Source organism: Mesocricetibacter intestinalis (assembly GCF_004363295.1).
Lineage (GTDB): Bacteria > Pseudomonadota > Gammaproteobacteria > Enterobacterales > Pasteurellaceae > Mesocricetibacter > Mesocricetibacter intestinalis.
In genome coordinates this window covers 187,409-201,220 of record NZ_SNYQ01000002.1, presented here as the reverse complement: position 1 = coordinate 201,220, position 13,812 = coordinate 187,409, and the positions used below count along the sequence as shown (strand labels likewise).

General features: G+C 44.1%; 4 protein-coding genes and 1 pseudogene (1 of these 5 running past the window's edge). 1 reads left to right on the top strand and 4 read right to left on the bottom strand.

Annotation, left to right across the window (positions count from 1 at the left end):
- Positions 1–3 precede the first annotated feature (3 nt).
- Positions 4–1,767 carry a ShlB/FhaC/HecB family hemolysin secretion/activation protein gene (locus EDC45_RS03685; RefSeq protein ID WP_133543573.1) on the bottom strand — a complete coding sequence of 588 codons (1,764 nt, stop codon included), beginning with the start codon at positions 1,765–1,767 and terminating at the stop codon, positions 4–6.
- 820 nt (positions 1,768–2,587) lie between these two features.
- Between EDC45_RS03685 and EDC45_RS03680 the strand changes: the two genes are divergently transcribed.
- A complete protein-coding gene (locus EDC45_RS03680; RefSeq protein ID WP_133543571.1) occupies positions 2,588–9,625 on the top strand; it encodes an ESPR-type extended signal peptide-containing protein in 7,038 nt (2,345 codons plus the stop codon).
- A 397-nt stretch (positions 9,626–10,022) separates the two neighbouring features.
- On the opposite strand, the gene EDC45_RS03675 is transcribed toward EDC45_RS03680, so the two are convergent.
- From EDC45_RS03675 to EDC45_RS03665, 3 genes and pseudogenes are all read right to left on the bottom strand, one after another.
- A complete protein-coding gene (locus EDC45_RS03675; protein ID WP_166635102.1) occupies positions 10,023–11,411 on the bottom strand; it encodes a DASS family sodium-coupled anion symporter in 1,389 nt (462 codons plus the stop codon).
- Between the two features lie 328 nt (positions 11,412–11,739).
- Positions 11,740–12,527: pseudogene (locus EDC45_RS10460) on the bottom strand (ATP-binding protein).
- Between the two features lie 334 nt (positions 12,528–12,861).
- On the bottom strand, positions 12,862–13,812 hold the 3' portion of the coding sequence (locus EDC45_RS03665; protein WP_424960658.1) for a leucine-rich repeat domain-containing protein. Its footprint extends 1,569 nt past the window's final position; the window shows 951 of its 2,520 coding nt (coding positions 1,570–2,520); its start codon lies off the right edge, out of view; it ends in the stop codon at positions 12,862–12,864.

The window sequence follows — 13,812 nt, the reverse complement described above, 5'->3', positions numbered from 1 at the left end:
TAATTAGAAAGAATAGCCGAGGTTAAAGCCCGTTACCCCGTAAGAGGTTTTAAATCCTTTGGGCTTGCTCAGCGGTGTACCGATGAAAAAATCATAATAAAACCCTTTCCAGCCGCCGCGGACACCCGCCGCCGTACCAATTAAATAGCGTTGCCCCGTCGGTACGGCGGGGGATAAGCGCCCTCGAACCAAACCGCCGTCCAGTGCAAAATACAATGAAGATTTCCCATGCGGATTCCACGCCAGTTCATTACGCCACAACCAACCGCGTTCGCCGTATAAACTTAGCTCGCCGTCAAAACCGCGAACGCTATAACGCCCGCCGAGAGAAAAACGATCTTGTAAAATCAGCGCACTTAGGTTCCATTGAGCCGTCCAGGCGGTATAAAACTGCCAGGGCTGTGCGCCGATGGAGAACGGCTGTTTCAGGCTGACTGCCGCACTGATAATTCTCGGTCGGGAGCTACCCTCGTTACGCATTTCTTCCGGCGCCGGCAGAGAACCGCGCACGCCGGTTCCGCGCTTATAGCTCAGGTTAAGCTCCAATGTTGCATCGGCAAGGTATTCTTTATATGTTATCCCCGCTTCCCAACCTGCCATTCTGCGCCGTTGCACTTCGATTTCCGAATCGTCGATATAGTTTGCTGATTGACGCGACCACAGGGCGGCGGAAATGCTGGCTCGGCGACTGCCGTCGCGATAAAACAAATAGGACAGCGCCAATTTATCGGTTTCGCTTGCGCCGGAATAAATATAGCTATTGCCGGGGGAAGAAAATACTTCCTGACGGTAACGGTTGTCGCTGTGATAAGCGGTCAGCGCCCAATAACCGAAAGGAACGGAATAATAAAAGGAAAGGTTTTTCGCAGAGCGTGTGCCCTTTTCATCGCTGCGGCGCTTTATGCTATGCGTAAAGGCGGTATAAAAAAGATCATTGGCGGAAAACAGATTATCGGCGAAAAGGGTTATGGCTCCCTGCCATTTTCCGGTCGATTTCGAACCGGAATCCTCCAGCCCCAAATTAAGGCGAAACGGAAAAGCCTGAGCATAAGTGATTTTTAAATCACTTTCGCCAACGGCGGCATTTTTTCCTTCGCTCGGTAAAATTTCGATATTTGCATCCGCCGTAGGCAAACGTTTCAGATTCTCCAGGCTTTGTTCGATATGGCGGATATTCAACAAGTCGCCGCGTTTAAAAGCGGTCGCCGTCAGCAGAGTTAGCGGGGTAAAGCGCGCCACCCGGCTGCGATCTTCCACCTTTATATTGCCGATTTTTCCCGGAATAAGGGTAAACAGCAGTTCCCCCCGCTTTAGATCCTGCTCCGGAATAACAATGCGCGTAGTAATATAGCCCGCTGCAATAATCCGGTTTTGTACCCCTTTAAGCAGAACGCCGATACCTTCGGCACCGAAACAATAAGGGAGCTTTATACCGAAGTCTTTCAGACTATGCTGAAGTTCGGAGCTAAAACGACTTGGGGTAAGGAATAGCGAATGATCTGCGGCGGGCGCATAATCCTGTAAACGGATTTGCCGAATTACATAACAGGGGCGCTCACCGCTCGGAAAGCCTAAGTCTTCACTGCGGACGACATTATTAATTTCCGTTCCCGGATTAAACCGTTGCGCGCGGTATTGCGCCTGTTGCTGTTGAAGTTGCTGCTGTACGGCATCCAGCCGGTTCAGCGCACGGATATCATCTGATTCAATGCAATATCCGGAAGCCATAGTACAAACCGCCAGCGTAAAGACGGTAAATCTTTTCATAGGATCATCCTTGATCTCAATAATCAAAAAGAAATAAAACTACAGTGGAACAATAAAACCGAAATCAAATAAGCCTCATATTCTAAAGTGTTTATTTTTTATGTAAAGTCTGTTCACAAAAAACACAGAAATTTATTTTGGCTCCGATGTTCAAAACCCGCATATGCTCTCCGACAGGATATATTCTTTGGCTTGTTCCCCGCCTGCTCTGTTCGGGCGGAAAGTGCGGTATAAAAAAGTCGGATTTTTTATTTTATTTCGCTATTTTTCGCATTGATTTATCTTAAATTAGTCTATATAATCCGCAGCGATTTATTTATTGGGTAATTTTTATCTAAATTATTTAATGAATTGTTACCGTTGTTAAAATAATGTTATATACCTCTTAGTTAATATAACAAAGTTTTTATTCGGTACTTCGTTTGGAAAACGTTGATTATCAAAGGAGTGAGGGAAATGGTATTCCCGCCTGATTTTATGGAAATTTATTCTTCATATTCTAATCTTATCCTCGTTACAAAGGGCGAAGCTTCTCCCCTATCCATATCTATACATCGGCTAAATAGATTTTCTTTAGCTGCGATGGATTCAATAATATTTAATTTATATTCCGAGCGGTCTGAGCATTAACCGCTGCTTTTCAGTTTTGTCGTAAAAAGAAATTCGCCTCTGAATAAGATTTCGGCCTTTCTTTTTACGCAGAAATTGTCCGTTTGATAAATACAATTTGTTTTTGGCTTTAAAAAGCTTTGGTTTATTTCGGACAAATTAACGCTGTATATCTTACTAAATATCTTACTAAACTTAATTAAGGATAATTATGAACAGTATCTATAAGGTAATCTGGAGTTTTAGCAAAGGCACTTACATTGTTACCTCTGAATTTACCAAAAGCAAAGGAAAGACTAAAAGTAAAAAAACGGCGCTGGCATTAGCCTCCGTCTTAACGGCGGCAATACCTGCGGTAAGCCCGATGCTGGGCGGCGGACTTGCCGTAGGAGCGGGAGCGTTATTAATCAGCCAAAATGTAGAGGCCGCAGCGCAAACTAATAATTCGGCTAAAGGGATAGCCATAGGTTCTTCATATAGCGGTAAAAGTTATCCGGCAAGCGCAGAGGGCGGAGATGCCTGGGGAATTGCTATCGGCGGCCAGGCAACATCTACCGGTGTAGACGGAGCTATTGCGCTAGGTTCTAAAAGCAGCGCCCATAATGCTCAAGCTATTGCTATGGGATTTGAAACCCATGTAACCGGCAACCAATCGGTCGCTTTAGGCGCAAACGTCAAGATTGCCGGAGAAGGTACCGTGGGTATCGGCGGCGATGATTTGGCAGGTTTTGCTAAAACCGAAGCGGATAAATATTATACCGAGTTAAGCGGTATGGATGGCCCTTCAAAGCTCAAATATAATTCGAGAGGATATGGTACCTACGATAGTAAAACCAGAAAAATTACTACTAATGTAAGTAGCGGGCATGGTGCGGTATTTGTCGGCGCCATGTCTTATGCCAGTGCAAACGGTTCCACCGCCTTAGGAGCGTATTCCGATTCAAAGAGCGATTTAAGTACCGCTATCGGTTTTGGTGCAATTGCGGATAAATCCGGCTCCGTTGCTTTAGGGGCGGCTTCCATCACCGATAAAAATGCGGCTCAGGTCAGCAACTACGATATTCATAATCATACTTACAGTTTTGCCGGCAAAACCCATGATTCGGGCAGTATTGTTTCCGTGGGCCGTGCCGGTAAAGAACGCCAAATTATTAATCTTGCCCCGGGTAATATTTCCGCTAACAGTACCGATGCGGTAAACGGTTCGCAGCTATATGCCCTGACCCAGGCCATTGAAAAAATCAGCTATTTATCCGTTAATTCAACCGCTGGCGGTAATACTTCAAACCGATATAATGACGGCGCCAAAGCGCTTAAATCCATTGCCATCGGTCCCTATGCAAAAACCAATGCGGAAGGTGCTATTGCACTAGGCTTTAACGCTTCTGCCGCAGCAAATGCAAACGGCAGTGTGGCTATAGGTCAAGGCTCAAAAACCAGCGCCTTAAATGCAATTGCTCTGGGCTTCCAGGCTTCCGCCTCGGTGGAGGGCGGCATTGCCCTAGGTAACGGTTCTAAAGCGGAAACAGCCAAAACCGCCGGCTATGATCCTGTTACTAAAATGAATTCCGTAAATACCAGCGGCGTATGGAAATCCACGACCGGGACGGTTTCCGTCGGCGACGGGGCAAATATTACCCGCCAAATCAGCGGTGTTGCCGCAGGTTCCGCAGATACCGATGCGGTAAATATCGCTCAGTTAAAAAGCCTGTCTACACAGGTGGATAAAGCCTTGGCAAAAGAAACGGATATCAGTGCCGAAAATACTAATATTAAGGTAAAAGAAAACGGCACCAATGCCAGCGGGGGTAAAAAATTCCAACTGGGACTGGCAAATAACCTTAATCTTACCGATACGGGCAGCCTGACTATCGGGACTACCCTGCTCAACCAAACCGGCTTAAGCTTAGGGGCGGGCAACCCTTCGATTACCACTACCGGAATTAATGCGGGCAATAAAAAGATTACCGCATTAGCGAACGGAACAGATGCTAATGATGGGGTTAATTTCTCTCAATTAAATGCGACAAATACCAATGTAACCAATCTTGGTAACAATCTCACCAACTTAAATACCAAAGTTGATGGTCTTGGTACCAATGTAAGCAACCTCAGCGACAATCTGAAAAATCTGAACGGTAATGTGGAGAACTTAAACACAACCATAAGCAATCTGGGCAATACCTATGCTAAAAAAGATTTTTCAAACCTGGATAACGGCGCGAAAGAATTTATTACTTCGTTAGTTTCCGCCGAGGGAAGCAACGGTATTCAAGTTACCACCACAACCGACGCCAACAAAAATAAAAAATTCCAAATCGGTTTGGATAATGCCACGAAAACTGCTTTAGACAATGCGGGCAAGGGGCTGCACAGCTTTACCCTGGGCGCTGATTCGGCAGGAACCGCCGCCGGAATTAATATCAGCAAAGATAATGCCCGTTTGGATATTGTCGGTATCAACGAGGTTAAAACCTCCGTCGACGGCAATAAAATTAATGTGGATCTGGCACAAACCGCCAAAGATAAAATTAATAACGCCGCTGATAAAAATCTAAGCAATCTGAGCGATGCGGGTAAAACCCAAGTAAAAGATCTGACCAAAGATGCGGTTAAAGTGGTCGGCAATAACGGATTAGAGGTAAAAACGAAGGATGACAATGGTAACCGAACCTATACCCTAAGCCTAGATAATGCCACTCAGAATCAGCTGAAAAAAGAAGAAACCGTGCTGAAAGGGGACAATATCGAAGTAACGGAAGGGGTAAATAATTCCAGCGGAAAATCCTTTACTGTTGCCCTAGCCAAAAATATTAATTTAACCGCCGCCGGTAGTGTAACCCTTGGTAACAGCGTATTAAATGCGACGGGGCTATATTTAGGCAATAATATGCCTTCCATTACCACTTCGGGCATTAATGCCGCGAATAAAACCATTTCCAACCTGGCTGCCGGCACGCAAGATAGCGATGCGGTAAATCTGTCGCAATTAAAGGCGACCAACAGCAATCTGACCAATCTGGGTAACAAGGTAGATGGTATCAATACCACCCTGAATAACCTAAGCAGCACCAAAGCCAATAAGGATTTATCCGATATTAATGATGCGGGTAAAGCGGTAATTAGCGGATTAGTGGCGGCAACAGGCACTGATGAAATTAAGGTTACGACCAATACGGACAATAGCACCAAGGTCAAAACCTTTGAAATCGGTCTGAGCGACTCGGCTAAAGCGGCATTAAATAAAGCCAATAGCTCTTTGCAAAGTTTTATCCTCGGCGCAGATGCGGAAGCTAAAGCAGCGGGTATTAACCTAAGCAAAGAAAGCAACCGAGTGGATATTGTCGGCGTTAACGATATAACCACCAGTGTAAACGGTAGCAAAATCCATATTGAGCTGGCACAGAATACGAAAACTAAGCTAGAAAATGCGGCGACCAAGGATTTGGATAATCTGTCCGATAATGGAAAAAATCAGATTAAAAACCTATCTAAAGATGCGATAAAAGTTGCCAATGGTACGGGATTAGCACTGAATACCAGTAATGCGGCCAACGGCAGCCTAACCTATACCCTGGGTCTGGACGATAAAACTCAAGCGCAGCTGAAGAAAGAAGAAAGCGTCATTAAAGGAAGCAATATCGAGGTAACGGAAGGAACAAATGATTCCGGTGCCAAATCCTTTACCGTGGCTCTGGCTAAACAGGTTAATTTAACCTCGGACGGTAGCCTGACTATTGGTAATACTCTGCTCAACAGCAGCGGGCTAAGTTTGGGCAACGGCAAACCTTCCATAACCCTGTCCGGTATTGATGCCGGTGATATGAAAATCACTAATCTGACTGCAGGTACCGCAGATAAGGACGCCGTGAATTTCGCTCAATTAAATGCCACCAACAGCAATCTGAGCAATTTAAGCAATAAGGTTGATAATCTTGATACCGGCATCAAAAATCTCGGCAGCAAGGCAGATAAAAACCTCTCCAATATTGATGATGCGGGCAAAGGGGTGATTACCGGTCTGATCTCCGCTACCGGTAGCAACGGTATTGAGGTAACCACCAGTACGGATAATGCGACCAAGAGCAAAAACTTCAGCATCTCGCTGGATAATGCCACTAAAGCCTCCCTTGCCAAAGCCGATGCGGGCATGAACTTTAGCGGGGACAGCGGTCAGTTTAATCAAGCATTAAATTCCACCCTGAATGTAAGCGGCGGCATCACCGATAAAGCCAAGCTGACCGATAATAATCTGGGAGTTATTGCCGAAAATGGTAAACTGGCAATCAAACTGGCAAAAGATATTAAGCTGGGGGAAAACGGCAGTTTAAGCGCCGCTCAAACCACTATTGGCCCAAATGGTATCAGTACCGATAAAGTTGCCGTCAACGGGGGGGCGACAATAGATAAAAGCGGTATTGATATGGCTAAGGGTAAAATTTCCAACGTCAGTGCCGCTACCGATGATAATGACGTAGTTAATTATAAACAGCTTAAAGAAGCCACCGCCAGCGGCGGCACCGCGCTACAAAACTTTACCGTGGGTGCTGATGCGGCGGCGGGTAACGGCGGAATTAACATCAGTAAAAATAATACCCGTTTCGATATTATCGGCAAAAACGCCAATGAGAATATTGTTACCGCCGTTGAAGGCAATAAGATCAGCCTGGATTTATCGGATAAAACCAAGGCTCGTCTGGCAACCCTGGAAAATAATGCGGCGGCCTCCCCGATCAGCTATGTAGATGATAAGGGTAATCCGGTCGTTAAAATTGGGGATAGCTTCTATCCGGCGGGTACTACCCTAGATAAAGAAGGCAAGCCGGTAAGCATTGCAAAAGACGGAACTTCTAATGCAGCCGAAGCGCTAAGCAAAGATCAGGCGGATAAAGTCGCCTTAAAAGCCGGCGATACCAGCCCGCGCCAGATAACCAATGTGGCAAACGGAATCGACGGCAAATTCGCCACTATGGCAACCCCTGCCATCACGGCAGAGAAAGCGCGCGAACTGGTCGCCAATACCCAGGGGCTATTAAGCAAATCCGGTACGGATCTGAATAAAGCCGTTACAGTGGCGGATTTACAGGCGGTTGCTCAGGCAGGTTTGGATTTTACCGGCGACAGCGGTACTAAGGTACATCGCGCCTTAGGTAATGCCCTGAACATTAAAGGCGGGATCACGGATGCGAATATGCTGACGGATAATAATATCGGGGTTATTGCCAACGGTTCCGACGGCTTACAGCTTAAGTTGGCGAAAAATATCCAACTGGGTGCGGACGGTAGCTTAAAAGCCGCCAATACCACAATTAACCAGGACGGTATTAATACCAATCAGCTGAAAATCACCGACGGCCCTAGCCTCAGTAATCAAGGTATTGATATGGCCAATGGAAAAATTTCCAATGTTGCAGCAGGTACCGAAGATAATGATGTGGTGAATTACAAGCAGCTGAAAGATGTGGCTTCTACCGCCGGATCGGCACTTAAAGAGCTTACTATCAGCACCGATAATCAGGATAAAATCAAGCTTGATAAAAATAACGCTACTCTCTCCGTTACCGGCGGTGCCAAAGGCGAGCTGACGGATAATAATATCGGGGTGAAGGTAAGCAATAACGGCCTTAGCGTCAAACTGGCGAAAGACTTGGATCTCGGTGCAAACGGTAGCCTGAAAGCCGGCAATACCATGGTGGATAAAGACGGAGTTAGCGTCGGTACCACCAAACTGAATCAAGAAGGTCTTAGTGTCGGAAATTCAACCCTAGGCTCCGATGGTTTAAAAATCAGTGGCGGGCCATCGGTTACCAAACAAGGTATTGATGCGGGTAATAAGGTTATCGGCAATATCGCCGAGGGCGTAAAAGAGCTTGATGCGGTAAATAAAGGCCAGCTGGATAAAGCCATCGCAACGGTTAAATCCGACACTGCCGGCAAACTCGATAAGGTAGAAAGTAAGATCACGGATCTGAACACTAAAGTGGATCAGGGCATCAACTTCGGCGGCGATAAACCGGGTGAAAGCATTAATAAAAAAATGGGTGAAACCCTAGATATCGTCGGCGGCGCCGATCCTACCAAGCTGAGCGAGAAAAATATCGGGGTTGTAGCCAAGGACGGTAAATTACAGGTTAAACTGGCGCAAAATATTGATCTTGGCGATAAAGGAACGCTGCGTGCCGGCAATAGCCAGATCGGCTCACAAGGCATCGAAGTTAAAGATGCAAAGGGCGATCGCTTTGTTATGGACAGCGACGGATTCTCATTCCGTAATGCCAATAATGAAGTCGTGAAAGCGCCGTCCCTCAAGAAAAACGGTATTGATGCGGCGGGAACCAAAATTACCCAACTGGCTGCCGGTGAAATCAGCGCCACCTCGCAAGATGCCGTTAACGGCTCTCAGCTACATGGCATTATTGACAAAGGCATGAGCTTCGGCGGTGATAATAAGGTTGCCATCAGTCAAAAACTGGGCGGGCAACTGAATATCGTCGGCGGTGCCGATGTGAATAACCTCAGCCGAAACAATATCGGCGTGGTGGCGGAAAACGGACAGCTGAACGTGCGCTTGGCGAAAAATATCGATTTAAGCCCAACGGGTAGCCTTACCACCGGCAATGTCAGCCTAAGCGCCGCCGGTTTGAATAACGGCGGCCAACGCCTCACCAATATAGGTGCGGGCAGTGCGGACAGCGATGCGGCCAATATGGGGCAGCTGCGCAGCGTACAGCGCCAGATTCACCAGACCGGCGACAGCATCAATCGTTTAGGTCGCGATATTGCGCATACCCGTTCCGAAAGCCGTACCATAGGTGCCTTAAGCGCCTCTTTAGCGGCACTGCATCCGTTGCAGTTCGATAAAGACAGACCGAATCAGGCGATGGTCGGGGTCGGCTTCTATAAAGAAAAATACGCACTGGCCGTAGGACTGGCACATCATTTCAATGAAGACGTCATGATGACTGCAGGCGTATCCTTGGGCGACGGGCGCAAAGGAAAATCTCAGGCAATGGCAAATCTGGGCTTAAGCTTCCGTTTCGGCGAAGACAGAAATAAAAAATCGCCGGTGATCGATGTTAATAACTCGGTCAATAAGGGGTATAGCAACGCCGCTACTATCCAGGTGATGCAAAATCGCATCAACCAGCTGAGCAAAGAAAACCAAGTGCAGAAAGCTAAAATGGACGCCATGGAAAAACGTCTGCAACGGTTGGAAAAACTGGTGGGCAATTTAGCCGCACAGAAATAGCCCGCACAGCATAATATTAAACGCCGGTATTAACCGGCGTTTTTTTATCTATGCGCAATACCGACCCAATCAAAGACTTAAATTTTGATACGGACACCCCATAGCGCCAACAGATACATACTTAATCCCCAGAAAAAATTAATCCGAAGTGATCGTAGGGACGCGACGCCTCGCGTCCATAAAAATATAACCTAAAACCAAAAATTAACCGAACGCCGGTATGACGCCCCTACAAATACATTATTAATCCACTGAAAAATTAATCCGAACGGAGCGGGGACGCAACACCTTGCGCCCCAATATAAACCTGTGCGGGTAATGTAAAAAAACTCGCTAAAATTTGACCGCTCTTTAGGGCGGCCAAACTTATTTAGAGAACTAATATTTATCTTTTTATTTAGAACCAGAAAAGATAAACATAGGTGGCGATAACAAAAATACTCAGGATATTCAACCAAATACCGACCCGCACCATTTCCGATTGCCGTACATGACCGGTGCCGAAAACAATGGCATTCGGCGGCGTTGCCACAGGCAGCATAAAGGCACAGGAAGCCCCTAAACCGATAATCAGCGCCAAGCCGAGTTCCGGCATACCTAATGACTGGGCGATGGAGATAAAAATCGGCACCAATAAGGCGGCACTGGCGGTATTCGAGGTAAACTCGGTCAGGAAAATAATAAAGGCGGAAACCAGAAGACCAATAAGAAAATAATGGCCATCACTGATTAAAAATACCACGCCATCAGCCAAAATCTTACTGGCGCCGGAATCTTTCAATACCGCACTCAGGGTTAAACCGCCGCCGAACAGCATTAGTACGCCCCATTCCGTGTTATCTTGAATCTGACGCCAAGAAGCGACCCCGGTGGCGCAAATAGCCACCGCAGCGGAAATCGCCACAATACTGTCAAACCCGGCAATATTCTTCGGTAACCCCAACATGGAACTGAGCATCGGATTAAGTACGCTGCTGAAGATCCAACAAAGCGCAGTCAGTACAAAAATCGCCAGCGTTACATAGCGCTTCTTATTAAATTCGATTTTTTCAAAATTCTGCTCGAATCTCATATTGAGTTTCGGTTTTAACAGCACCCATAAACAAGCAATCATTAAGGGCATCAGAATAATCATTACCGGCAAACCGAAGATTAACCAGTCGGAAAAGGTTAATTTCAAGTTAGAAGCGACAATCGCATTCGGCGGACTGCCGACCAACGTCCCCATACCGCCGATACTGGCGCTATAGGCAATACCGAGCAGCACAAAGGTATAGGCGCTATGGTTTTGTTTACTGTCCAGCTGACTTAGAATCCCCAATGCCAACGGCAACATCATTGCGGCGGTTGCGGTATTACTAATCCACATGGATAAAAATGCCGTAGTCGCAAACAGATACATCACCGCAATCAGCAATTTCCCTTTTGCCAGCGCCATAATCTTATTGGCGATCATCAAATCCAGTTTCTGAATATGCAGCGCCGTCGAAAGCGCAAAACCGCCGAAGAACAGGAAAATCGTCGGATCGGCGAAGTTCTTTAACGCCGCTCCCGTTGCAGACAGTCCCAATGCAACCGCCAATAAAGGCACAAGCAAGGCGGTAACGGTAACATGCAGGGCTTCGGTCAGCCATAACACCGCAATAAAGGCCAATAACGCCAGGCCTTTACTGGCGCTCGCCTCAAAGGGCAAAACGGCCAGAAGAATAAAAAACAGCAGAATATCTGCGATAAAGATTACGGCATTGCGATTAAATGCCGTCTTTTCGGGTTTCACTGTACTCATACGCCCCACTCCCTTAATCTAAGCAAATCTCACATCCCCCAACCGGGTGATGTTTAAAATATGTTACATCTTTGTTGTGTTTAAGTAATTTTGTTTTTTGTAAATTTGTGAAGTTGTTCAAAAAATAATTGGTTTCGGGGAGCTTTATAGGGGTAAGTAAATCATCGAAACAACAAAATACTTGTATATTCAAGGCAATAAATAAATTTATTGCGGATAAATTGCAAAAGAATAAACCCAATACTCCCAATTAAATATCGGTCGGATTGGAACGTTTCCGAATTTAAATCATTGAAATCCGTAATGCGACCAAATCTATCGCTAAGCATCATTTCTGCGGATACTGATTAATAATTACTCCGTTACCGACTGTTACTTCGGTTCCCGCTAAACTTTCTCTTAGCATCCTAAATGCTTTTGCCATTTTTTATCCGGCACAGTAGTACTCTTTATTTCTATCGGGTAAATCCGTTGATCCTATTCAATAATCAGATCGATCGCTTTCTGATGGGTATCAAGATAAAAATAAATGGGCGGCGTCATTCCGTTATTCAGGAAAGATTTAATAATTTCACTCACAAAAAAGTTTCTAAAAATTGACCGCTCTTTGCTCCGTTACTGATAGTTTCAGGGGGCAACCATTTAGTCGCCATGCTATTAAGCCTGTATCCAGCATATACTTCGATGTTTTAGCATCGTTTAAGATGATTATTATCATAAGGCTTAAGCAGATAAATAATACCCAATGCTTCTAAAATGGTAATCCAACGCTTCACCGTATTTTCACGCAGGGAAAATCCTTGCAAATTCAGCACGGCAATGCGCCGGTAAGGGTCTCGGCAACATTTTTCATTAGCTGAAAGGCTTGCAAACCGGAAAGCAAAAAAAGCCCGTTTTATTTCTGCCAATCAATCCTAATCTTCAGGCCGGAAAAGAGTTCCGGTACGTACTGTACCTTATTTAAAATCAACTTCCCGGTATTATTGGGCATAAATAAAGAAGGTTCATTTAATGCCTGATAACGCAAAGTCAGATCATCAAAAGTAATATATCTATAATCTCTGCCCATATACCGTAGCAATGTGGATTTCCCACCTGTCTGGGGCCCTTCAGCAAAAACGCAGGAAACTAACTGAGCAAAGGTTGCAATAAGAGCTGCATTTGTTATAAATAAAATTCCATAAGGGTTCCACTTTAGTTTAACTTAAGATACAATCTTAACTTATAAATCCCATATCCAAAGATAAATTAAGTTTATTTTACGAGCGCATCTTAAATTTAATAAGGATAAGAATGGATAGATAGCAGAAAACGGATAAATCATACATACTACTATTGGAAAATAGTTGTCATTAATCTAAGCTATTTAGAAATAGAGCTAATTGCCTATCATCAACATAAACTTTTTGTGATTTAGATGGATTAGCTCCACGTATACACCGAAAGTAGGTTAATATAACTTCCTTTCTAAAGATCGGATTAAATTTCTACAACGCTTATTTAAGTTGGTTAAATTAGATAAATCTACCAAGCCATCTTTGGTTAATTGATTTTTAGAAATATCTAATACTTGTAAAGTATATAAATTCCCTAAACTACCCGGCAAATGAGTTAATTTATTTTTAGAAACATCTAATCCTCTTAAATCGGATGCTCCTCCTAAGCTATCCGGTAATTTAGTTAATTGATTTCTAGAAATATCCAATACTTTTAAATTAGGCAATTCCCCTAAGCTATCCGGTAATTTAGTTAATTGATTTCTAGAAATATCCCATCCTTCTAAATTAGATAAACCACATAAACTATCTGGCAACTGGGTTAATTTATTTCCAGAAGTATATAATAAATTTAATTTAGATAGATTACCTAAGTTATCTGGCAACTTAATCAATTGATTTTTAGAAATATTCAATTCTTCTAAACTAGATAAATTACATAAATCATCCGGCAACTGAGTTAATTTATTTCTATAAATATATAATCCTATTAAATTAGATAAATTCCCTAAACCATCCGGTAATTTAGTTAATTTGTTTTCACTAACATCTAATCTTTGTAAATTGGATAAATTCCCTAAACCATCCGGTAACTTAGTTAATTTATTTCCAATAACATCTAATCTTTGCAAATTGGATAAATCCTCTAAACTATCCGGTAAATAAGTTAATTTAACACAATTATGAATATTTAATTCTTGTAAATTCGACAAATTACCTAAGCTATCCGGAAAATAATGTAATTGTTCACAATGCCGAATGATTAATTTTTGTAAATTAAATAAATTCCCTAAGCTATCCGGTAAATGAGTTAATTGATTACAATAACCAATATCTAATCCTTGTAAATTCGATAAATTCCCTAAACTATTCGGCAAGCTAGTTAATTGATTACAATAACCAAT